This is a genomic window from Variovorax boronicumulans (assembly GCF_009811375.1).
Taxonomy (GTDB): Bacteria; Pseudomonadota; Gammaproteobacteria; order Burkholderiales; family Burkholderiaceae_C; genus Variovorax; species Variovorax boronicumulans.
The window spans coordinates 443,849-464,232 of sequence record NZ_BKDH01000002.1; the positions used below are offsets into that span (position 1 = coordinate 443,849).

A 20,384-nucleotide genomic window follows, 5' to 3' on the forward strand; every position below is an offset into this window, starting at 1 on the left:
ATGCAGATGCGGGGGCCTTTCGTTTTCCTGGAGTTGTTCCCATGCCCTCGCTGAATTCCTCGCTGCCGCTCGCCGGCGTGCGCGTCCTCGATCTGTCCCGCATCCTGGCCGGCCCCTGGTGCGGCATGGTGCTGGCCGACATGGGCGCCGAGGTGATCAAGGTCGAGCACCCGGGCCGCGGCGACGACACGCGCGACTGGGGCCTGCGCGTGGGCAAGACCGAGACCGCCTACTTCAACAGCGTGAACCGCAACAAGCGCTCCGTCACGCTCGACCTGCAGACGCCCGAGGGCCAGCAGATCGCACGCGACCTCGCCAAGCAATGCGACGTGGTGCTGCAGAACTTCAAGTTCGGCGGCATCGACAAGCTGGGCCTGGGCTACGAGCAGCTGCGCAAGGAGAACCCGGGCCTCATCTACTGCTCGATCTCGGGCTACGACCGCACCGGCCCCGAAGCCGCACGCCCCGGCTACGACCTCGTGGTGCAGGGCGAGGCCGGCCTGATGGCACTGAACGGCGAAGCCAACCAGCCGCCGCTGAAATTCGGCGTGGCCGCCGTCGACCTGTTCACCGGCATGTACTCGGCGCAGGCCGTGCTGGCCGCGCTCTACCAGCGCGAGAAGACCGGCACGGGCCGCCACATCGAGATGGCGCTGTTCGACTGCGGCCTGATGATCACCGCCTACTACGGCCTCGAAGCGCTGCTGATGGGTGAAGACCCGCCGCGTTATGGCAACTCGCACCCGTCGATCGTTCCCTACGGCGTGTTCGACGCGGCCGACGGCCCGCTGGTGATCACCGTGGGCAACAACGCGCAGTTCATGCGCTTCTGCACCGAGGTGATCGAGCGCCCCGACCTGGCGGCCGACGAGCGCTTCAAGACCAACATCCTGCGCTCGGCCAACCGCGCCGCGTTGCTGCCCGAGCTGAACGCCGAACTCGCGAAGCGCCCGCGCGCCGCGCTGCTCGAAAAGCTCAACGCCTCGGGCATTCCCTGCGGCGAGGTGCTCGGCCTGCTGGAGGCGCTGAACTCCAAGCGCGCCACCGACGCCGGCCTGGTGACCAAGCAGCCGCACCCGGTGGCCGGCGAAGTCAACGTGCTGGCGCCGCCCTACCGTTTCGATGGCGAGCGCCTGCCCGTGCGCAGCGCGCCGCCCACTTTGGGCGAAGGCACGCACGACGTGCTGAAGTCCCTGCTCGGCCTGTCGGATGAAAAGCTGGCAGCGCTGAAAACGAATGGCGTCGTCTGATCGCACCACGCGAAGACAACGCCCGCATCCCTGAAGAGAAATCCATGGCCTTCCCGTTCCTCCGTACCCCCCGCAACCCCGTGCGCCGCGCCCTGCTCGCGCTGGCCCTTCCCCTGCTGGCCGGCAGCGCCTTCGCCCAGGCCTGGCCGACCAAGCCCATCACGCTGGTCGTGCCCTTCCCGCCCGGCGGCCCGACCGACGTGGCTTCGCGCATCGTGGCGCAGAAGATGTCCCTGTCGCTCAAGCAGAACATCCTGGTCGACAACCGCAGCGGCGCCTCGGGCACCATCGGCGCGGCCTTTGCGGCCAAGGCCGCACCCGACGGCTACACCTTCGTGATGCTGGCCACGCCGACGCTGCTGGCCTCGCACCTGTACGGCACCGTGCCCTACGACATCTTCAAGAACTTCACGCCCGTGGGCACGGTGTACGACCTGCCGATCGTGATGGTGGTGAACCCGAAGGCCCTGCCCGGCGTGAACGGCCTGCAGGACCTGATCGCCAAGGCCAAGGCCGACGGCGGCAAACTCAACTACACGACCGCCGGCGCGGGCAGCTTCGGCCACCTGACGACCGAGCAGCTGAAGAACATCGGCAAGTTCGAGATGCAGCACGTGCCCTACCGCGGCAGCGCCCCGGCCGTGACCGACCTCATCGGCGGCCAGGTGCCCGCGATGTTCTCCGACCTCGTCGCCGTGATCCCGCACATCCGCGCCGGCACGCTGCGCCCCATCGCCGTGGGCTCCGGCAAGCGCGTGAGCCTGCTGCCCGACGTGAAGACCGTGGCCGAGCAGGGCTTCCCCGGCTTCGACGCCACCTCGTGGGGCGGGCTGCTGGCCCCGGCCGGCACGCCGCAGGCCGTGGTCGACCGCATGAGCGCCGAGCTGAAGAAGGCGCTGGCCGACAAGGAAGTCGGCGAGAAGCTGCAGAGCGTGGGCTCCTTCGCGGCCTACGGCACGCCGGAGCAGACCGCCACGCGCATGCGCCAGGACTTCGAGCGCTGGGGCAAGGTCATTCGCGACAACAAGATCACGACCCAGTAAGACACGGCCTCCGTCCGCAGCCGACAAGACCCCCTCAAGGAGACAACATGACAACAGGCAACGACAAGAACAACCCCACGGGAACGGCCGGCGCGCCGTTCCGCCCCCTGTTTCCGGTGCGCGGTCTCGCCGACATCCGGCGGCTGGAGGAGACGCCGCTCGAAGAAGCGCTCACGGTGCGCAGCACCTACGAGCTCTTCCGCAACTCCGGCGCGGCCTTCGGCGACAAGACCGCGCTCACCTTCCTGCGCAGCGGCAACCCGGCGGACGAGCCCATCCGCTGGTCGTACGCGCAGCTGCTCGCCGGCATCCACCAGACCGCCAACCTGCTGCACACGCTGGGCGTGGGGCCCGACGATGCGGTGGCGGTGCTGCTGCCCGGCTGCCTCGAGTACCACCTCGCACTCTGGGGCGGCGAGGCGGCCGGCATCGTGCAGCCGCTGAACCCGCTGCTCACCGATGAGAAGCTGATCGCGCTCATGACCGCGGGCCGCGCCAAGGTGCTCATCGCCTACGGCTCCGACGCGGAATCGGGCATGTGGTCGAAGGCGATGCGCCTGCGCGGCCAGGTGCCCACGCTCACCACCGTGCTGCGCGTGGCGCCGCACGACGAAGCGCCGGGCGCTGCGGGTGCGTTACCCGAAGGCGTGGCCGAGTTCGACGTGCTGCGCGCCGCGCAACCGAGCGACCGCCTCGTGAGCGGCCGCGACATCGCCCCCACCGACATCGCCGCCTACTTCCACACCGGCGGCACCACGGGCGCACCCAAGCTCGCGCGCCACAGCCACGGCGCTCAGGTGTTCACCGCCTGGGCCAGCGTGCAGCTGGCGGGCATGAACGAGCAGGGCATCTCGATCAACGGCTACCCGCTGTTCCATGTGGCGGGCGTGCTGCCGGCCTCGCTGTCGTCGCTGTCGGCGGGCGTAGAGGTGATCATTCCGACGCCCTCGCTGCTGCGCAACAAGGAGGTGCTGGCCAACTACTGGAAGCTGGTCGAAAAGTACCGCCCGACCTCGCTGTCCGCCGTGCCCACGGTGCTCGCCGCGCTGGCCAACGTGCCGCTGGACGGCGCCGACATTTCTTCCATCACCTACTGCCGCACCGGCGCCGCCGTGCTGTCGCCCGAGCTGGCCGCGCGCTTCGAGCGCCTGTTCGGCCTGCACGTGCACGAGAGCCTGGGCATGACCGAGATGGCCGGCATCTCGACCATCACGCCGCCCGGCGTGAACGGGCCCGCGGGCTGCGTCGGCTTTCGCCTGCCCTATGCGCAGGTGCGCATCGTGGCGCTGGACGAAAACGGCAACGCCAGCGACCGCGAAGTGGCGCAAGGCGAGACCGGCATGGTGCTGTTCAAGTCGCCCAACGTGTTCTCGGGTTTCGTCGATCCGGCCGACAACGCCAAGGCCTTCACGGCCGACGGCTGGCTCGCGACCGGCGACCTGGGCTGGATGGACGCCGAAGAGCGGCTGCACCTCACGGGCCGCTCGAAGGACCTGATCATCCGCAGCGGCCACAACATCGACCCCAAGACCATCGAGGACGCACTGGGCGCGCACCCGGCCGTGCAGCTGTGCGCCGCCGTCGGCGCCCCCGATGCCTACGCGGGCGAACTGCCCGTGATCTTCGCGACGCTGGTGCCCGGCGCCTCGGCCACCGAAGACGAACTGCTGGCCTTCACTTCTGCGCGCGTCGACGAAGCGCCCGCGCGCCCCAAGTGGGTGTCGGTGATCGCCACGATGCCGATGACCAACGTCGGCAAGATCTACAAGCCCGAGCTGCGCGCCATGGCCGCGCGGCAGGTGGTGGCGGCCACGGTCGCCGAGGTCTGCGCCGCGCTCGGCGTGGGCGACCCCGCCCGGCCGGCGGTGAGCACCGAAGGCGAAAGCCTCGTGCATGTGCAGATCGACGCCGCCGCAACGGGCGCACAAGCCGCGGCACTGCAGGAGCGGCTGCAGAAGGCCCTGGAGCCGCTGCCCTTCAAGACGCGCATCGCGCTGAAGTGATCTTGATCTGCTTCTTCACAACGATTTTCTGAAACCGAACGGGAGACAAACCATGACCCATCAACCCTCGACCCGCCGCGCCCTGCTGTGCGCGGCAGCATCGACCGCCGCGCTGTTCGCACTGGCCCCCGCGCATGCGCAGGCGCCCTACCCGAACAAGCCGATCCGCCTCGTCGTGCCCTTCCAGGCCGGCGGCGCGACCGACGTGCTGGCGCGCGTGCTCGGCCAGAAGATGTCGGCCAGCATGGGCCAGCCCCTCGTGGTCGACAACAAGCCCGGCGCGGCCGGCATCATCGGCACCGACGCGGTCGCCAAGGCCGCACCCGACGGCTACACCATCGTGCTGTCGCTGAGCAACTCGCTCATGACCAACGAGTTCCTCTACGAGAAGCTGCCCTACGACACGCAGCGCGACCTCACGCTGGTCTACCAGATCGCGATGGCGCCGCTGGTGCTCGTGGTGCACCCCAGCGTGCCCGCCAAGACCGGCCCCGAACTGCTGAAGTACGTGGCCGCGAACAAGGGCAAGGTGGCCTACGGCTCGTACGGCGTGGGCGCCTACCCGCACCTGGCCGGCGCGCACATGAGCCTCACGCAGCAGGCCGACATGAACCACGTCGCCTACAAGGGCGAGGCACCGATGGTGCAAGACCTGATCGGTGGCCAGATCCAGATGGCCTACGCCAGCGCGCTCGCGGCCAAGCCGCACATCGACGCCGGCAAGCTCAAGGCCGTCGGCGTGACCGGCGAGCGCCGCATGAGCACGCTGCCCAACGTGCCCACGCTGGCCGAGCAGGGCCTGAAGGACGAGGCCTACCGCGTGACCGGCTGGCTCGCCATTGCAGCGCCCGCCAAGACGCCCAAGGCCATCGTCGACCGCATCGCCGACGAAGTGCGCAAGGCCACGCAGCAGCCCGACGTGCGCGAGCGCGTGGCGGCCATGGGCTTCGAGATCAAGGACAGCTCGCCCGAGCTCTTTGCCGCAGCCTGGAAGCAGGAGCGCCCCGTGTGGGAGCGCCTGATCAAGCAGTCGGGCGCCAAGCTCGAGTAACCCCTTTTCCCATTTTTGTCATTCAAGAGGAACAGCCATGAAAGTTCTGGTGCCTGTCAAACGGGTCGTCGATTACAACGTGAAGGTGCGCGTCAAGAGCGACGGCACCGGGGTGGACATTGCCAACGTCAAGATGAGCATGAACCCCTTCGACGAGATCGCTGTCGAAGAAGCGGTGCGGCTGAAGGAAAAGGGCATCGTGACCGAAGTCATCGCCGTCTCGTGCGGTGACGCGAAGTGCCAGGAAACCCTGCGCACCGCGATGGCCATCGGTGCCGACCGCGGCATCCTGGTCGAGACGAGCGAAGAGCTGCAACCTCTCGCGGTTGCCAAGCTGCTCAAGGCGCTGGTCGACAAGGAACAGCCGTCTCTCATCATCCTCGGCAAGCAAGCCATCGACGACGACGCCAATCAAACGGGTCAGATGCTGGCTGCCTTGGCCGACCTGCCCCAAGCCACCTTCGCCTCGAAGGTCGACCTCGCTGCCGACAAGGTCACCGTCGCACGCGAAGTCGACGGCGGCATGGAAACGCTGACGCTCACGCTGCCCGCGGTCATCACGACCGACCTGCGCCTGAACGAGCCGCGCTACGTCACCTTGCCCAACATCATGAAGGCCAAGAAGAAGCAGCTGGACACCTTCAAGCCCGAAGACCTAGGTGTGGACGTCAAGCCCCGCCTGAAGACCCTGAAGGTCAGCGAGCCGCCGAAGCGCGGCGCCGGCATCAAGGTGCCTGACGTTGCAACGCTGGTGGACAAACTGAAGAACGAAGCGAAGGTGATCTGAACATGACCGCACTTGTTATTGCCGAACACGACCACGCCAGCATCAAGCCGGCCACCCTCAACACCGTAACCGCCGCGCTGGCTTGCGGTGGCGACGTCCACATCCTCGTGGCCGGTGCCAACGCAGCAGAAGCCGCCAAGGCCGCCGCGCAGATCGCCGGCGTGTCCAAGGTGATCGCTGCCGACAGCGCATCGCTGGCAGAAAACCTCGCCGAGAACGTCGCAGCCCAAGTGCTGGCGATCGCCGGCAACTACAGCCACATCCTGTTCCCCTCGACCGCCAACGGCAAGAACGTCGCACCGCGCGTGGCCGCCAAGCTGGACGTGGCGCAGATCTCCGACATCACGCAGGTCGACAGCCCGGATACGTTCGAGCGCCCGATCTACGCCGGTAACGCCATCGCCACCGTGCAGAGCACCGACGCCACCAAGGTGATCACCGTGCGCACGACCGGCTTCGACGCCGCAGCCGCCACCGGTGGCAGCGCCACCGTTGAAACCGCTGAAGGCGTGGCCGACAGCGGCAAGAGCAGCTTCGTCGGCCGTGAAGTCACGAAGAGCGACCGCCCCGAACTGACCGCCGCCAAGATCATCGTCTCCGGTGGCCGCGCGCTGGGCAGCGCCGAGAAGTTCAACGAAGTGATGACGCCGCTGGCCGACAAGCTCAACGCCGGCCTGGGTGCCAGCCGCGCCGCCGTGGATGCAGGCTACGCCCCGAACGACTGGCAAGTGGGCCAGACGGGCAAGATCGTCGCGCCGCAGCTGTACATCGCCGCGGGCATCTCGGGTGCGATCCAGCATCTGGCCGGCATGAAGGACTCGAAGGTCATCGTCGCGATCAACAAGGACGAAGAAGCCCCGATCTTCTCGGTGGCCGACTACGGCCTCGTGGCCGACCTGTTCACGGCCGTGCCGGAACTCGTGACCACGCTGTAAGCGGCTGCGACGATGAAGACCCGCATCACCGAACTGCTCGGCATCCGCTACCCCATCATCCAGGGCGGCATGCAATGGGTGGGCCGCGCCGAGCTGGCCGCGGCCGTGTCGAACGCCGGCGGCCTGGGCATTCTCACGGCGCTCACGCAGCCCACGCCCGACGACCTGCGCCAAGAAATCGAGCGCACGCGCACGATGACCGACAAGCCCTTCGGCGTGAACCTCACGATCCTGCCGGCGGTGAAGCCGCCGCCGTACACCGAGTACGTGCAGGCCATCATCGACAGCGGCGTGAAGATCGTGGAGACCGCGGGCAACAGCCCGAAGGACTTCATCGAGGCCCTGAAGCGCCACGACGTGAAGATCGTCCACAAGTGCACCTCGGTGCGCCACGCGCTCTCGGCCGAGCGCAACGGCGTCGACGCGGTGTCGGTGGACGGCTTCGAATGCGCGGGCCACCCGGGCGAGGACGACGTACCCGGCCTCGTGCTGCTGCCGGTGGCGGCGCGCAAGCTGCGCATTCCGATCATCGCGTCGGGCGGCATCGCCGACGGCCGCGGCATGGCCGCCGCGCTGGCGCTGGGCGCCGAGGGCATCAACATGGGCACGCGCTTCTGCGTGACGCAGGAAGCGCCGATCCACGACAACATCAAGCAGGCACTGGTGGCCGCGACCGAGCGCGACACCAAGCTGATGTTCCGCACGCTGCACAACACGGCGCGCGTGTTCCGCAACGCCATCTCCGAAGAAGTGGTGGCCACCGAACGCCGTCCGGGCGGCTGCGAGTTCGAGGACATCCGCCCGCTGGTGGCGGGTGCGCGCGGCCGCGCGGCGCTGGAGTCGGGCGAGGTGCACAACGGCGTGGTCTCGGCCGGCCAATGCATCGGGCTGATCGACGACATCCCGACCTGCGCGGAACTGCTGGAACGCATGGTGCGCGAGTGCCGGGAGCATCTGGACCGCGCCCGCAGCTGGATGAACTGAAGCTCTGCCGCGCTCCCGCCGACGGGGCGCCTTGCTCCGCGAATGTCCCCCGCCCTTCGGGCTCCTCCTTGATTTCGCTGCGCAAGGCACCCCATCGACGTGAGCGTTCAGAGCCGCTTCGGACTGGCGCGGCAACGGGCCCGCGAGGTCCGTGCGCGGCGCATCGCAGAAGCTGCATTTGTTGGCGCTCGCCGAGACTTCGTGCCGCATGAACCGGCCACTTCGCCGGGTTCTTCTCTAGAGTGAATGCCCCTGTCACTCGACACCCCACCAAGGGAAGAAGAAAGGCGCCACACCCCCACCACGACCGAGATGTTTGAAGGCTGCTTGCCTCGCGGCAGGTCGTCGGTGCGAAAGCAGCGATGCAGATGCGAGGTATCAAAAGGCGACGGCCGAGGTGTTACTAGCACCCCAGCCGTCTAACCAAGTTCGTGCAACACCTACGAAGGACCGCACAAAAATGGCTACCAAGACTATAGCCCGGCCAACTACGCCGGTAGCTTCCGAAGACAACGCCCAAGACCCGGCGGATCTTCTCGAAAACACCCTCTCTCAACTCGAAGCTCTTCTGTGGGTCTGCCACGGGGAAGAGATCGACTGGTGCAGCGGTGACGGGCCTCGACGACTAGACAACCTGCTTTGGCTTGCGGCTGAACTGGCTCGCAAGGCTGGAGAGTTGTTTCAGCTGAGTGAGAAGGCGCGACGTGGAGCGCTTGAGACTGGCGGTTAGCGGCTGGTCTGCGGGCTGCGTGTTTCGCGGCCCGCCCTGGTGAACAGGTTCTTTGGGGTGCAACTGCTGAAGCCCTTGTGATGGAGGGAATTCGGTTCGATTGAGGTGCTTGCGGTGCAGGCCTCGGTGGCAGCCATGCGCTCCATGCTGATCGTCGGCAGACGATGCGAGCAGCTGCTTTGCAGCGGTTTCCGACATCCCTCGCCCTCGCGCGAATGGGTACTATCGGCCATGAGCGGCCACTCCTGAGCGAGACCAAATTCCCCTCAAAGCTGACGCTCGCATCGCCTCGCCGTCAGCTGGAGTACGCGCTCTTCTAGCGATTGATCAAGGGAACCATGAACGTCGAGATCCTGTATCCATTCCTTGGGCTGCCCATAACATCTTTGGACCTCCAGGCGGCGTTCACTGCACTTGGCTTTGACTTGAGCGACGAACTTGAACTTCCCGAAGACGACTATCGCGCCTACATCGAGCGCCCTAGCGGCGGAGTCTCTTTTGCATTCACCGATGAAGCTTGGTTTCTAGGAATAGACGATCAGCCAATGGGCGTTGGGCCACTATTCTTTAACACCATATTCTTCTACTCCGATGGCGCGGATCGTTATGCCCAATACAGACATGCCTTGCCATTTGGGTTGGCATTTTCCGATGACACAGGATCGGCAAGGAAGAAGCTCGGCGAACCTGAATGGGTACGGCATACCGATGATGGACGAGTAGCCGCAGAGAGGTGGGAAGTTGACGCAAATTGCCGCCTGCATGCCACCTATGCGTTGTCTGGCCGACTTCATATTCTTATCTATAGCTGGCCAGACGCCCACTTACGAAAATCGTGAAGATTGAGACGTCCGCTTCGGAGCAAATCTCCAAGGCCACTATGAGCCCACTGACGCCGGCGGCAGAATGCGGCCCAAAGCCGACGCTGACCAGATCTGCATATCAACATCAACGCACCCTAAAGAGGACTGCTTTAGCTCGGGCTGTACAGCCGCTTCGGGCCCGAAGCGGTCCTTCGATGCGAGAGGTCGACCGACTGCTATGCAGCGATCACGGTCTGTCGTGCGTCTGCAATTGACGTCCGCTTCTTGCCAGTGAACTGCCCTTCAACGCGGCTGCTCCGACTGCCAGCGGGAAGAAGAGCTGGCCACAAAAGCCGGGGCGATTCAGTTCACCCTGTGCTGTTAGCCTTGCATGGTAGGCAGGGCCTCTGCCACGCCAACTCCGGCCATCGCGCCTTTTTTTAGAAGTGAACTCACCATGACCAGCCCGCTGTACAACGCCTCCGTTCCCGTCATGCAGCAGATGCTGCGCGCCCTGTCCGACGTGCTCAAGAAGGCCGAAGACCAGGCGACGCAGAAAAATATCGATCCCAATGCGCTGCTGCAGGCGCGGCTGTTCCCTGACATGTTTCCGCTGGTACGTCAGGTACAGATCGCCGCAGACTTCTCCAAGGGCATTGCCTCCCGCTTGGCGGGTGCCGAGGTGCCGTCCTGGCCCGACACCGAGGTCAGCTTCGCCGACCTGCAAGCGTTGATCGCCAAAGCCTTGGCCCATATCGGCTCCTTCAAGCCTGAGCAATTCGATTCCAGCGAGAGCCGCGAGATCGTATTGCGCCCCGGCACCCCCAAGGAAAAGAAGCTGACCGCAAGCGCATACCTTCTGCACTATGGACTGCCGCAGTTTTTCTTCCACGTGACCACCACCTATGCCATCTTGCGCCACAACGGTATGGAGATCGGCAAGCGCGACTACATGGGTGCCTACTGACCCAAGACAGACAGGCGTTCGGCCACTGTGGCCACTGCCGCTCGAAGTGCAAGCGTGCACGGCAAGCCCGATGTGTTGACGCGCGACATCGGCACCTCATCGCTGGCGCAGGGTTGCGCGGGGCAACGCACTGCGGTGCAGGTCGCGCGCTGCGACGGCGTGCTGCCACCGATTCGCGCCTTTGAGCCACCAACGATGGTCCTTCGAGGGGCCTTCATCACCCGATGAAGGCCCCTTGAAGGCGCCGCACCAGAGCCTGGGCCTGCCTGCACTCGAACGCGGTGTTCAACGGCCAGCGTACGGCAGCGACGAGTGATGCACGACGATGCGAAGCTTGCCGGCACCGTCCTTCACGAAAGTCCAGGTCTTGTCGACCGTGGTGACCTTGCCGTCCGGGTCAGTGAACAGCACGTTACCCAGCGTGCTGGCCACGTCGCCGTGGATGAGCACGGCAGTGTTGGCAATCTCGCATTTGGTCCAGCCCTTCAGGGCGAAGCCGGTGTCGTTGGGAAAGGCAGGGTTGCCGCCCACGAAGTACGCCAGCGCGCCGTCGCGAGCGGTGCGAAAGGTCTGCGGCGATGTCGTGAGCGTCGGCTTGAACAGCACTGCGCCCAGCTGGTAGGCGTAGGCGCTGTCGATGACCTTCTCGGCCAGCGCCCTCGCGGCCGGCTGCCCTCCGCTGGAATTCGCAGCGCTGATGTCGACCAGCGCCTTGCACCAGGCCTGCTGGGCCCCCAGGACTTCCGCTTCCGTGATGCTCCGGGCGACGACTTTCTCCTTGGCGGCGGCCGGCAAGATTGCCCCGGCGATCAGGAGGCTGGCGATGGCGCTGGGAATGAATTTTTTCATTTGGGTCTCCAATTGAAGTAGTTGGATACCGGAGCGGCCGGGTGGGTCGAGCCGAGACCCAAAGTGCATCCATACGACATGCACAAGGCATGATGCACCGGCTGATTTGCTCTGAGCAAAAGATGCAAATGAAATGAATGGTTGTGCATTCGCGAGATAGCCAGGCGTGCAGGCCTGTCTCGTGGGACAGGTGTCGAACGAAAGCCATCCTCTCGGTCTGCACCAGAATTTCCTCCGATCTGCGAAGACCTCATCACATGCAACAACGTTTTCTGAATGCCTTGCTGGTTGCCCTCATCGCCAGCTTCGGCATCTCTGGCGATCCGGCACGCGCCCAGGCCCAAACGACGCCCAAGGTGCAGCCCGGCGAGGGGCGGCCTTACGAGGTTGTCGACAGCGAGGTATGGGACGTGCCCGATCCGGTTTCAGGCCGCGGCTACCAAGTCTTCATTGCTTTGCCGCCGTCCTATGCGAAGCAGCCGCGGCAGCGCTACCCCGTGCTGTATGTGACTGACGCCGACTACGCTTTCCCGATCGTCCGGCAGTTGGGGCGCCGCCTGAACGTTGAAGGGCCTCAGATCGAGGAATTCATCCTCGTCGGCCTGTCTTACGCAAAGGGCGAGGACGGCGCGGTCAGCCGCCAGCGCGACTACACACCGACACCGAACGGCCCCAGCACCGCGCCTGCCAATGCGGTCCACGGTCAGGCGCGCGCCTATCAAGAATATCTGCGCAACCAGGTAAAGCCGTTCATCGCCGCTCGCTACCGGGCCGACCCGGCCAGAGCAATCTTTCTCGGCCACTCCTACGGCGCCCTGCTTGGGATGCAGATCCTTTTCACCGAGCCCGGCTTGTTCAACGGCTATATCCTCGGCAGCCCATCTCTCTGGTACGACAAGCGACATGCCTTGAAGCTCGAAGCGAGCTACGCCAAACAGAACCGGGACCTGACGGCGAATGTCTATCTTTATGTCGGCGCCTATGAGGCGCTGCGCAAAGGTGTTCGGCGCTACAACCAGACGGTAGACATGGTTGCCGACAACCAGGCGCTGGAGACGGCGCTACAGAGCAGAAAGTACCCAAGCTTGAAGCTGAAGTCAGCGGTCCTGAACGACGAAGACCATCTCACCGTCGCGCCGCGTGGCTTTACGCAGGGCATGAAGTATCTGCTCTCGGCGCACTGACAAATCACAGCGAACAGACAACTCGTCAACTCTTTGTGAGTGCGTATGTAGGAAGGAGTGAAACTGCAGTCTCACACCATCTTTCTGTGAATCAGCGGAAGCCCGGCTTCGGACAGAAGCAGCCATTCGGCGTCGCCACGCAGTCGCTTGCGAGTTGACCAGGAGAACTACGCCGCACTGACAGCCGGCAACGGGCTCGTCACCACCTCGACCCTTCGAGGTCCGCGGGCCATCTTCAAGCCGGAATCTCGCGCTCCAGCCGGCATAGGAAAGATCGCGCCACTTTTACACCTCGGCAACGCGCACGCAGGTCGCCAAGCGCGTAGACGACGCATTCATCGCTCAGGGCCTCTTGCACTGATCAGATCGCGCACGGCAATGGCCATCACCAAAAGCGCCAAGCCGGCGGCGGTCAGGGTTGCCGCCGCGTAGAAGCTGATCAGGGCCCAGTAAAGGACAGGCTGCTCGACGGCAAGGATGTCAGGTCCTTTGCGGTTGTTGAGCACCCCGGTGCGCACGCTTTCCACCACTTCGATCGCTCCAATAAGGCACCCCCAGCCGATCAAGGTCGCGACGGCGAGGGCTGCCATCGACTGTAGCCACGGCCGTCGGCGGTTCGGGGCATTCGGACGGCCCGTCACGTGCTCACTGCGTTGGCAAACGTCAACCGATTCCCGAAGGAATGCCGAACTGTCACCTCACGCGTGCCCCACCCCGTGTCCTCGATGCCAGGACACGCGTGGCCGTACTGCTTGGCTGCCATCCCGGCATGAAAGCCATCGATTCCGTTGCATGCAATGCGCAGGACTGCACCGCGGCAGGTGCCGCTGTGTTCGGCCAAGTACTGCACACGGCCTTCGCGCGACACCTGGAGGTACGGTGGCAGCATAGGCCCAAAGCGATGTTGCTCCACAAGCGTTGTTTCCTTTTAGTTAATCTCACGTGCGCGAACTCATCAGACGCACGTTGTGCGTCTCCGGATTATCGAAGGGCCCATATTCACAATGAAATACATGAATCGACACTGGGCCCCAGCCGAAATCCGTAGAAATTTTTGATGGTGGGACGGGGATTCACACATCCTAAATGGGCCTTTTCCATTGCCTCGGGGGGTGTGTCAATCCATTCCAGCTCCAGCTTTCATGATCGCGCGAAATTGTCGAGAGCAGCGCCCTTTGCGATGAAGGCGACCGGCCACAGTCGGCCAAGAGCGGAAGTTCGTCGGCGCCTCTCAGCTTTCCAGACGGGGCGCGCCTGCTTCCCGCCGCCTTCAATACAGTGAACCGAAAATGACGCCTGAAGAAAGCCAAGCCAATCAGTCGATTCTCGACGGCGTGGAAGCCGTCGGTGGCGGCTACGTGTGGGACGCGGAGGTCTTTGCGGTCACTCTTATGGATGTATCTTTGGCGGACGATAAGGTCATTCCGCTTTGCGGTCTGCGAGGCATCCAGCAAATTGCGCTCGACGCCTCGCGGCTCTCCATAGCGACCATCGCGGCATTGGCAGGCATCACCGGGTTGCAGTCGCTTGTGCTCGCGCGACGCACCTTCACCGAGAGTCAGCGGAACGAGCTCAGTCGATTGGGGCCTCAGATTGTTGAGGTCGATGACCAGGGCTCGTTGCGGCCACTAGCAGCCACTCGGCGGGCTCATCGAATATGAAAATCGAAGATGGCCAGATCGAGTTCCGGCGCCGCCTCAAGGCTGCTGGCAAGAAGGTAACTGGCCTGATGCCCGGCACTGACGCAGGTTGGCGCAGGAGCAGAGACGATGCAGCCGGGCGATCACTTGACATCAAGTCTGGGCGAGAACTTTGCCATCGGCGAGCTCGCCTCGCACGTCGGCATGCCAGCCAAATACCACGCCATCGTGTCGATGTCCGTCTCTGAAAAGGTCGTGCCGTTGGTCGCAACGTATCCTGGCTATCGACCGAAAAACTTCCAATCACTGCATGGTCAGGTCCAGACCCATCCAATTGCAAAATTCAAAGGTAAGGAAGAGCACGAGGAACGCAGAAGCGACGAACGCCCCGCCCACCTTGATGGATGTCAGTACCACTGCAGCGGTCTTCTGATTCTTGTCCTTCTGTCCCCGTTCGTAATGCCACTTGACGGCTAAATACATGCCCACGCTGAGCACGAGAACCTTGAAAATAACAAAAGAGATAGGGATTGAATTCATGATTGAAGGGATATCAATGGTGAAAGACGGCGAAGTGCCCGAGTGCGGCGATTAGCTCAATAGACCGATGAAGAAACGGAAATTCAATCAATCAATCAATCAATCAATCTAACGAAACGGTTGCGGTGAGCTAAATGGGCGTCCGCAAGGCGCGTCGAAAGGCACGCAAGACATGGGTCGAAAGGCGGCGCAGTCTGCCTGCACCACAGAAGCACTCTCATCGTGCTGTCGAGTGTTCATCTTCCAGGCTGATACGTACAGAACCAGATCAGCTGAAAATTTTCGTATCAGATGCAAGGAGGCCGGTAGTCGCGCCGGGGCGGGTCGACGTCTGATATGACAATCTCGGGAGCGGTCCAGAACGACCGTATCAGAATGAGATGCCCATGAACCGCTACGAGAAGCTTGCCGACAACATCGCTCAGCGTATTCGCGCGGGTAGCCTGAAGGCGAACGATCGCCTTCCCTCCGTGCGCGAACTGAAGTCGCAAATGGGCATCAGTGCGTCCACCGTGTTCTCTGCTTACTACCTGCTGGAGGCGCAAGGGCTTGTCGAAGCTCGGCAGCGGTCGGGGTACTTCGTTCGAGCGGGTGCGGAAATGCCGGCCAACGAACTCGCCGCCAGCGAGCCTGTCCTGCGGTCCATGTCGGTCGACGTCTCGTCGCTTGTCTTTCAGGTCCTTGCGCAGGCTCGCGAGCGCGATATGGTCCCGCTCGGCTCGGCCTTTCCGTCGCCAGAGCTGTTTCCCTTCGAGCAACTTGCCGCCGGCCTGACGCGAGCGCTCAAGCGGATGGATCCTTGGCAGACCGTCGAAGATTTGTCACCAGGAAACGTCCAATTGCGCCATCAGATCTCCCTGCGTTACGGCAGCGTCGGGATGGATGTTCCTGCGTCTGAACTGGTCATCACCAGCGGGGCGATGGAAGCACTCAATCTTGCGCTCGAATCGGTGACGCAGCCAGGCGACCTCGTGGCGATCGAAACGCCAACCTTTTACGGTGCGTTGCAGGCACTGGAGCGGCGCGGTCTTCGCGCGGTCGAGGTTGAGACCCACCCGCGAACAGGCGTAGATCTCGACTCTCTTGCTCGCGTGATCGACCAGCATCCGGTGAAGGCCTGCTGGTTCATGCCGACCTTCCAGAATCCAATGGGCTGCACCATGAGCGACGCAGCCAAAGAGCAACTGGTCAGCATGCTCGCCACCCGCGCCATACCGCTGATCGAAGACGACGTGTACGGCGAGCTCGCGCATGGGGCTCGGAGACCGCCACCAGCCAAGGCCTGGGACCGGGATGGCTGGGTGCTGCACTGCAGTTCTTTCTCGAAATCCCTGGCACCCGGATATCGCATCGGTTGGGTAGCGGGCGGTCGCTTTGCAGCCACTTTGGGTCGCAACAAGTTGATGAGCTCGCTGGCGACGGCACTCCCCTCGCAACTGGCGTTGCAGGAGTACCTGCAACACAAGAGTTTCGATCGTCACCTGCGCGCCCTGCGGCATTCGCTCAGCCGCCAGCAGGCTGCATGCTTGCGATTTATCGATCGATACTTTCCAACTGGAACGCGGGTCACGCGCCCCGAGGGTGGCTATTTCCTGTGGCTCGCGCTGCCAGAAGGTATCGACTCGCTCGCACTGCACCAGGACGCTCTTCGGCTCGGCATAGGCGTAGCGCCGGGCCATCTGTTTTCAGCCGACCGCCGATACACCCGGCACCTGCGCATCAACTACGGGTATCTCGGCGACCCGCGCTTGGAAGGGGCTATCAGGAGTCTTGGAGATCTCGCCAACGCGCAGCTGAAATCTACAACTGGAAATTCGGGGCCCATCTTCGAGGAACGTTCGTCGAGACCCTAGTTAGCGTCCATGCAGGTCGAGGTCCGCCGCCTTCGACTGACTCTCAACGTCACGCGTGCCGCTTCTGTCCAGTCGCGGCTTAAAGAACCCGCAGCACCTCAAACTGCTGTCGGATTGGAGCGACCTGTATCGACACCTCATCACCCTCGCATTTGCCCAGCATTGCCCTACCCAAAGGGGCTTCGCTGCTGATGACCTGAACCAGCTGAGTGCCGCTGACCAACGTCATGCTGCCCCCATCCGGGCCGAGAAAGAGCTGTTGCTGCTTGTCGTCGGAATCGACCAGGCAGACCAACGCGCCGAGCCGTATGCCTATGCTGGCGTCGTAGGGACGCGGGCGGAATTGGCGCCAATTGGCCATCGCCTGGCGTATGGCTTCGGCGCGCCGAGCTTGGCCGGTGGCCAGGTAGGCGGCTTCGAGTCCCAATGTGTCGTATTTGTTTTCGGCGATGTTCTCTTCGTGAGTCGCCGTTTCATGGGCTGCCCGCACTGCCTGTTCGACTTGCAGCAGGTCTTCGGCGAGCCGTTCCAGCACCTGCTGTTGCAGCAAGAATTTATCCATGACGAAAGGTCGGTATCTCGAATAAGCGGGGGGCAGGTTTTGATTATGAGGGGCTCCAGAAGCCTTCGACGCTTCTGTTGGCTGCAGGTTAACTTCAGCAATGGGCCCTAAGCCGAAGTTCACTCTTCTCCGAAGCAGACCTTGTTTCTTATGCGGAGATTTTGGCCAGGAGGTCCGGGCGTACCTCCTCCGGCGTGAAGGCTCTCAGAATTACTTCCTTGGGCTCGACCGCACCTTCAGCCCGTGCCAAATCCATCCTGGCAATCTGCTCTGGAGATAGAAAGTGGCTCTTCAGGGCGACGGCAACGCTCGTTATCTGAGTACGTCGAGCAAGGAAAGCATGCATCTGCGCGACGGTAAGTCCTATCGTATGACCTGCGGCGACTTCAGCTGCGACATGCACTGTGATGCCAGAACCTGCGTCCACATTAACCGCCGCATTGAACTCGGCAAAGTATTCTTCAAGGTTCATTAGGTGTCCGGTTCTGACCGATAGCGCCAGATGATTCCGGCGTTCAGATTGAGTACCAGATGTAGAGCGATTTCCCAGTGCTTTGCGCCGCTTGTGCCAAGCGTGTGAGGTCTTGCAGAATCGGCACCAGCTCATCAGCTTCATGAGGCACACCGTCGACATCTGCCCAGCCCGCGCTAAGACCGGGTATTGAACCCTGGGGAAGCTGCGCCAATCGACGTGTGAAGTCAGAAGGAAACGCCTCCAGAATGCCTTCACTTTCTTCGGTCATAGGACCTACTTGCAAACCGAACTCTGGATAGGAAAACTTCTTATCGGCTAGAAGAGCCCAAAGAGCCCCGAGTTCAATTCCGGTAAGACCTTTGTGCTCAACCCGCTCTAACGAGCGCAGGTCATCTTCAGAAGATTCATCGTCCGCAAGAAGGCGACTTTCATATGCGCCTGCATCCTCATCAGACGCGACAAAGAAGTCGGTGAGCATTCCCATGGTTGGTTCCTACCTTCGTGATGAAAGACCGTCATGGTGGTCTTTGGACATTGAATGGATAAGCGTTTTGGCCAAATTTAGCTGCCGCAGCGGCCGCCTGCTTCTGGCCGACTGTAGCCGGTCGCGCCGTGTTCCTGAACGGGCCCAAAGTGGCTGTGCGCTGCCCTCCAAAGCGGTCGTTGCAGCCGCCTCTTTGACTATGGGTTAGCTGGTGAATGCCTGCGGATCGACGAGCCGCACACCAGTAAGCTGAGCGAGATCCTTTGCTAAGTCGTCGCTTACCGCGATCTGAAGTATCTCCCGCAGATATGCCAACGGTGCGCCCGCCAAGGGGTCGTCCTTGAGCACCAGTTTCTCCACATCCTCCATCAACCCAAACTCAAAGTGCCGCTTATCGAACACCGAGCGATCGAGGTCCGCTGCGGACTTCTGGATCTTGAGGACGTTGAGGGCGAAGAACTCGCCAGGTAATTCCTTGCGCTTGTATGTGGCTTCTAGTGGCAGGTATTCGCATTTGCAGTCGTGCCGCTGCAGCACGTCAACGAACCGTCGAGACACCATGTAGAACGGAACGGTGCGCATGAAGTCTGTCAGCCCTGGCGGGCTTTCACGGTCATCAACCAGGGACACTCGGACGCGCCCCCAAAGTGATGCTTGCGATTGCCCTCGGCACAGGCCATATCCAGGATCGTCAAACAGCCGATTCAGATCTGCTTGATGTGGGCGCGCTTCAGGCCCTGGAACGGTGCTGCGCAGGTCGATGTCGAGTAGCTTGGTCATGCGTCGGTAGCGCCACGTTTGGCTCTGAATCTGCCGGTGTACGCGAACGTCAGGTTATGGCCGGCTCTAGCCGGTCGCGACTCCATCGCGGCGGGGCTCGAAGTCCTCCTTGGAAGCAGCCCCTCAATTCTTGATGAGAGGGATCATGACCCACTCATGTGCAAAGCACTTCTCCACCGCAAACCGGGCAAATGGCCACTTTTTCTGAACAATAAACGTCCACGCCGCATGTGGAGCACGAGCCACCTTGTTCAACCCAATCGTGACCTGTGTAGTGTTCTGATTCTGCCGGATAGGCGACCAAAGCCAGGAAGGCTGGTTCAGCGCGCTGTTCGCCAACGGCCCTGTAGACAAAGCACTCCGCAAGTCGAACGACTGAGCGCCCATCCGCTAAATCTCCGACCGTCCACTTTTCGGCCGCTTCCGCGACGAGCAAAGCCAATTCCGTCCGAGTGAGGGTCTTCAAGAAATTGAGGGCGGTTACACGATCCATTGCAATGTCCCACTGATTCCTGAGATTGGAGTCGCCGCAGCTTCGCTTCTGTAAGGCTTCTCGGAAAGTCAGCTTCTGGCCGACGGCGGCTGCTCAGCCGGGGCCTTCCAGCTTGGCCGGAAACCTTGGGCCGCTTCCTCGCGAATCCGTGCGAGGGACGATTCCGAACCCATCTCCGCCTCGATTTCACCGATGCAGCCCCAACAGTCCCCGCCGCAATCCAAGGACAGCGGGTCATCCTCTCGACCGAGCTCACGACCACAAATCCGGCAGTTCATTTGATGAATCGTGCCACAAGGTTGAGCGACTGGTTTTGGCCGACTGCACCGACTGCAGCCAGTCGCGCTGCCGTCGTGACCGAGTTCGCAGCGGAAAGCCGACGTGATCAGCTCCACTGTCGCTCATAGGCTGCGACGTGCTCGGAAAACAACGTCTCATAGGCCGGGTAGGAAATGCCCAAGACGTTCACCTCGATGCTATCGGGGCCATCGTCGCAGTCCATGATGCGCACGCCAGCACAGGCGAGGACCATTTGGTCTTCTGTTCGCACTGTTAGGGCAAGGTGGGCCTGATCAGCGTGATTCGAAATTGAACGCAGCCCTGTCCATGTCGACCGCATCCGGCACCAGCCCTTCGGGCTTCTGCTTCGCCAGTGCCTGTCGCTCACGAAAGCTCAGTGGTACGCCCCGCACATCCATCTGCAATCCACCGCAGCGGTCGAACCACCAACCCCACAACCGCACTCATCGTGCGCAGGGCATCGGGTGCTCCCCGCAGCGAAATCAAGGAGGAGGCCGCAGGCCGGGGGACATTCGCGGAGGGGAGTACCCGGTGACCTGTGCACGCGCCCCCGACAACAGCGCCCCGAACAAGGGCCGCAAGAGGCAGTCAACCAGCCGCCACAGCTAAGGAAACCCCCGATATATGAATGGTCATTGACCCCCTAGCATCGAGCGCTGCTCGCCTGTCAA

At 62.9% G+C, this 20,384-nt stretch carries 23 protein-coding genes; 14 read left to right on the plus strand and 9 right to left on the minus strand.

Annotation, left to right across the window (positions count from 1 at the left end; translation table 11 throughout):
- Nucleotides 1-41: 41 nt before the first annotated feature.
- From VHAB30_RS21925 to VHAB30_RS21955, 7 genes are read left to right on the plus strand one after another with little or no spacing between them, the layout of a single operon-like run.
- A complete protein-coding gene (locus VHAB30_RS21925) occupies nt 42-1,250 on the plus strand; it encodes a CaiB/BaiF CoA transferase family protein (protein WP_159278606.1) in 1,209 nt (402 codons plus the stop codon).
- A gap of 44 nt (nt 1,251-1,294) precedes the next feature.
- A complete protein-coding gene (locus VHAB30_RS21930) occupies nt 1,295-2,293 on the plus strand; it encodes a Bug family tripartite tricarboxylate transporter substrate binding protein (protein ID WP_159278607.1) in 999 nt (332 codons plus the stop codon).
- Between the two features lie 47 nt (nt 2,294-2,340).
- Nucleotides 2,341-4,296 carry an acyl-CoA synthetase gene (locus tag VHAB30_RS21935; protein ID WP_159278608.1) on the plus strand — a complete coding sequence of 652 codons (1,956 nt, stop codon included), beginning with the start codon at nt 2,341-2,343 and terminating at the stop codon, nt 4,294-4,296.
- 52 nt (nt 4,297-4,348) lie between these two features.
- Nucleotides 4,349-5,347 carry a Bug family tripartite tricarboxylate transporter substrate binding protein gene (locus VHAB30_RS21940; protein WP_095743556.1) on the plus strand — a complete coding sequence of 333 codons (999 nt, stop codon included), beginning with the start codon at nt 4,349-4,351 and terminating at the stop codon, nt 5,345-5,347.
- A 37-nt stretch (nt 5,348-5,384) separates the two neighbouring features.
- Nucleotides 5,385-6,134 carry an electron transfer flavoprotein subunit beta/FixA family protein gene (locus tag VHAB30_RS21945; protein ID WP_159278609.1) on the plus strand — a complete coding sequence of 250 codons (750 nt, stop codon included), beginning with the start codon at nt 5,385-5,387 and terminating at the stop codon, nt 6,132-6,134.
- Nucleotides 6,135-6,136: 2 nt separating this feature from the next.
- Nucleotides 6,137-7,069, plus strand: coding sequence for an electron transfer flavoprotein subunit alpha/FixB family protein (locus VHAB30_RS21950; RefSeq protein WP_159278610.1), 933 nt, complete (start codon nt 6,137-6,139; stop codon nt 7,067-7,069).
- A 12-nt stretch (nt 7,070-7,081) separates the two neighbouring features.
- Entirely contained in the window at nt 7,082-8,053 is a 972-nt protein-coding gene (locus VHAB30_RS21955; RefSeq protein WP_159278611.1) for an NAD(P)H-dependent flavin oxidoreductase, read from the plus strand.
- A 726-nt stretch (nt 8,054-8,779) separates the two neighbouring features.
- On the opposite strand, the gene VHAB30_RS21960 is transcribed toward VHAB30_RS21955, so the two are convergent.
- On the minus strand, nt 8,780-9,016 hold the full coding sequence (locus VHAB30_RS21960) for a hypothetical protein (protein WP_159278612.1): 237 nt from the start codon (nt 9,014-9,016) through the stop codon (nt 8,780-8,782).
- A gap of 105 nt (nt 9,017-9,121) precedes the next feature.
- On the opposite strand from VHAB30_RS21960, the gene VHAB30_RS21965 reads away from it, so the two are divergent.
- The 3 genes from VHAB30_RS21965 (at nt 9,122) to VHAB30_RS30980 (ending at nt 10,781) form a co-directional block, all read left to right on the plus strand.
- Entirely contained in the window at nt 9,122-9,622 is a 501-nt protein-coding gene (locus VHAB30_RS21965) for a hypothetical protein (protein WP_159278613.1), read from the plus strand.
- Nucleotides 9,623-10,043: 421 nt separating this feature from the next.
- On the plus strand, nt 10,044-10,553 hold the full coding sequence (locus tag VHAB30_RS21970) for a DUF1993 domain-containing protein (RefSeq protein WP_062471023.1): 510 nt from the start codon (nt 10,044-10,046) through the stop codon (nt 10,551-10,553).
- A gap of 54 nt (nt 10,554-10,607) precedes the next feature.
- Nucleotides 10,608-10,781, plus strand: coding sequence for a hypothetical protein (locus VHAB30_RS30980; RefSeq protein ID WP_235926886.1), 174 nt, complete (start codon nt 10,608-10,610; stop codon nt 10,779-10,781).
- A gap of 57 nt (nt 10,782-10,838) precedes the next feature.
- Here VHAB30_RS30980 and VHAB30_RS21975 read toward each other — a convergent pair whose 3' ends face one another.
- On the minus strand, nt 10,839-11,402 hold the full coding sequence (locus VHAB30_RS21975; RefSeq protein ID WP_159278614.1) for a hypothetical protein: 564 nt from the start codon (nt 11,400-11,402) through the stop codon (nt 10,839-10,841).
- Between the two features lie 257 nt (nt 11,403-11,659).
- Here VHAB30_RS21975 and VHAB30_RS21980 point away from each other — a divergent pair, with 257 nt between their 5' ends.
- Nucleotides 11,660-12,586 (plus strand): alpha/beta hydrolase, encoded by a 927-nt coding sequence (locus VHAB30_RS21980; protein WP_159278615.1) that lies wholly within the window; start codon nt 11,660-11,662, stop codon nt 12,584-12,586.
- Between the two features lie 335 nt (nt 12,587-12,921).
- Here VHAB30_RS21980 and VHAB30_RS21985 read toward each other — a convergent pair whose 3' ends face one another.
- Nucleotides 12,922-13,176 carry a hypothetical protein gene (locus tag VHAB30_RS21985; RefSeq protein ID WP_159278616.1) on the minus strand — a complete coding sequence of 85 codons (255 nt, stop codon included), beginning with the start codon at nt 13,174-13,176 and terminating at the stop codon, nt 12,922-12,924.
- A gap of 47 nt (nt 13,177-13,223) precedes the next feature.
- Nucleotides 13,224-13,499, minus strand: a complete 276-nt coding sequence (locus tag VHAB30_RS31195) for a glyoxalase superfamily protein (protein ID WP_268894357.1) — start codon at nt 13,497-13,499, stop codon at nt 13,224-13,226.
- Nucleotides 13,500-13,875: 376 nt separating this feature from the next.
- On the opposite strand from VHAB30_RS31195, the gene VHAB30_RS21990 reads away from it, so the two are divergent.
- From VHAB30_RS21990 to VHAB30_RS22000, 3 genes are all read left to right on the plus strand, one after another.
- Nucleotides 13,876-14,247: a hypothetical protein gene (locus VHAB30_RS21990; RefSeq protein ID WP_159278617.1), complete on the plus strand. Its 372-nt coding sequence runs from the start codon at nt 13,876-13,878 to the stop codon at nt 14,245-14,247.
- Nucleotides 14,248-14,355: 108 nt separating this feature from the next.
- A complete protein-coding gene (locus tag VHAB30_RS21995; protein ID WP_159278618.1) occupies nt 14,356-14,703 on the plus strand; it encodes a hypothetical protein in 348 nt (115 codons plus the stop codon).
- Between the two features lie 449 nt (nt 14,704-15,152).
- Nucleotides 15,153-16,619, plus strand: coding sequence for an aminotransferase-like domain-containing protein (locus VHAB30_RS22000; RefSeq protein ID WP_159278619.1), 1,467 nt, complete (start codon nt 15,153-15,155; stop codon nt 16,617-16,619).
- Between the two features lie 79 nt (nt 16,620-16,698).
- Here the strand turns inward: VHAB30_RS22000 and VHAB30_RS22005 are convergent, their stop codons facing one another.
- From VHAB30_RS22005 to VHAB30_RS22025, 5 genes are all read right to left on the minus strand, one after another.
- A complete protein-coding gene (locus VHAB30_RS22005) occupies nt 16,699-17,181 on the minus strand; it encodes a GreA/GreB family elongation factor (RefSeq protein ID WP_159278620.1) in 483 nt (160 codons plus the stop codon).
- A gap of 148 nt (nt 17,182-17,329) precedes the next feature.
- Nucleotides 17,330-17,653: a hypothetical protein gene (locus VHAB30_RS22010; protein WP_159278621.1), complete on the minus strand. Its 324-nt coding sequence runs from the start codon at nt 17,651-17,653 to the stop codon at nt 17,330-17,332.
- Between the two features lie 43 nt (nt 17,654-17,696).
- Nucleotides 17,697-18,140: a hypothetical protein gene (locus VHAB30_RS22015; protein WP_159278622.1), complete on the minus strand. Its 444-nt coding sequence runs from the start codon at nt 18,138-18,140 to the stop codon at nt 17,697-17,699.
- Nucleotides 18,141-18,344: 204 nt separating this feature from the next.
- Nucleotides 18,345-18,920: an imm11 family protein gene (locus tag VHAB30_RS22020; RefSeq protein ID WP_159278623.1), complete on the minus strand. Its 576-nt coding sequence runs from the start codon at nt 18,918-18,920 to the stop codon at nt 18,345-18,347.
- 878 nt (nt 18,921-19,798) lie between these two features.
- Nucleotides 19,799-19,945: a hypothetical protein gene (locus tag VHAB30_RS22025; protein ID WP_159278624.1), complete on the minus strand. Its 147-nt coding sequence runs from the start codon at nt 19,943-19,945 to the stop codon at nt 19,799-19,801.
- Nucleotides 19,946-20,384 lie beyond the last annotated feature (439 nt).

What these genes read in the sequence shown, in the direction of transcription:
- VHAB30_RS21925 (WP_159278606.1), top strand. Translation starts at nt 42, where the DNA reads ATGCCCTCGCTGAATTCCTCGCTGCCGCTCGCCGGCGTGCGCGTCCTC.
- VHAB30_RS21930 (WP_159278607.1), top strand. Translation starts at nt 1,295, where the DNA reads ATGGCCTTCCCGTTCCTCCGTACCCCCCGCAACCCCGTGCGCCGCGCC.
- VHAB30_RS21935 (WP_159278608.1), top strand. Translation starts at nt 2,341, where the DNA reads ATGACAACAGGCAACGACAAGAACAACCCCACGGGAACGGCCGGCGCG.
- VHAB30_RS21940 (WP_095743556.1), top strand. Translation starts at nt 4,349, where the DNA reads ATGACCCATCAACCCTCGACCCGCCGCGCCCTGCTGTGCGCGGCAGCA.
- VHAB30_RS21945 (WP_159278609.1), top strand. Translation starts at nt 5,385, where the DNA reads ATGAAAGTTCTGGTGCCTGTCAAACGGGTCGTCGATTACAACGTGAAG.
- VHAB30_RS21950 (WP_159278610.1), top strand. Translation starts at nt 6,137, where the DNA reads ATGACCGCACTTGTTATTGCCGAACACGACCACGCCAGCATCAAGCCG.
- VHAB30_RS21955 (WP_159278611.1), top strand. Translation starts at nt 7,082, where the DNA reads ATGAAGACCCGCATCACCGAACTGCTCGGCATCCGCTACCCCATCATC.
- VHAB30_RS21960 (WP_159278612.1), bottom strand. Translation starts at nt 9,016, where the DNA reads ATGGCCGATAGTACCCATTCGCGCGAGGGCGAGGGATGTCGGAAACCG.
- VHAB30_RS21965 (WP_159278613.1), top strand. Translation starts at nt 9,122, where the DNA reads ATGAACGTCGAGATCCTGTATCCATTCCTTGGGCTGCCCATAACATCT.
- VHAB30_RS21970 (WP_062471023.1), top strand. Translation starts at nt 10,044, where the DNA reads ATGACCAGCCCGCTGTACAACGCCTCCGTTCCCGTCATGCAGCAGATG.
- VHAB30_RS21975 (WP_159278614.1), bottom strand. Translation starts at nt 11,402, where the DNA reads ATGAAAAAATTCATTCCCAGCGCCATCGCCAGCCTCCTGATCGCCGGG.
- VHAB30_RS21980 (WP_159278615.1), top strand. Translation starts at nt 11,660, where the DNA reads ATGCAACAACGTTTTCTGAATGCCTTGCTGGTTGCCCTCATCGCCAGC.
- VHAB30_RS21985 (WP_159278616.1), bottom strand. Translation starts at nt 13,176, where the DNA reads ATGGCAGCCCTCGCCGTCGCGACCTTGATCGGCTGGGGGTGCCTTATT.
- VHAB30_RS21990 (WP_159278617.1), top strand. Translation starts at nt 13,876, where the DNA reads ATGACGCCTGAAGAAAGCCAAGCCAATCAGTCGATTCTCGACGGCGTG.
- VHAB30_RS21995 (WP_159278618.1), top strand. Translation starts at nt 14,356, where the DNA reads ATGCAGCCGGGCGATCACTTGACATCAAGTCTGGGCGAGAACTTTGCC.
- VHAB30_RS22000 (WP_159278619.1), top strand. Translation starts at nt 15,153, where the DNA reads ATGAACCGCTACGAGAAGCTTGCCGACAACATCGCTCAGCGTATTCGC.
- VHAB30_RS22005 (WP_159278620.1), bottom strand. Translation starts at nt 17,181, where the DNA reads ATGGATAAATTCTTGCTGCAACAGCAGGTGCTGGAACGGCTCGCCGAA.
- VHAB30_RS22010 (WP_159278621.1), bottom strand. Translation starts at nt 17,653, where the DNA reads ATGAACCTTGAAGAATACTTTGCCGAGTTCAATGCGGCGGTTAATGTG.
- VHAB30_RS22015 (WP_159278622.1), bottom strand. Translation starts at nt 18,140, where the DNA reads ATGGGAATGCTCACCGACTTCTTTGTCGCGTCTGATGAGGATGCAGGC.
- VHAB30_RS22020 (WP_159278623.1), bottom strand. Translation starts at nt 18,920, where the DNA reads ATGACCAAGCTACTCGACATCGACCTGCGCAGCACCGTTCCAGGGCCT.
- VHAB30_RS22025 (WP_159278624.1), bottom strand. Translation starts at nt 19,945, where the DNA reads ATGGTCCTCGCCTGTGCTGGCGTGCGCATCATGGACTGCGACGATGGC.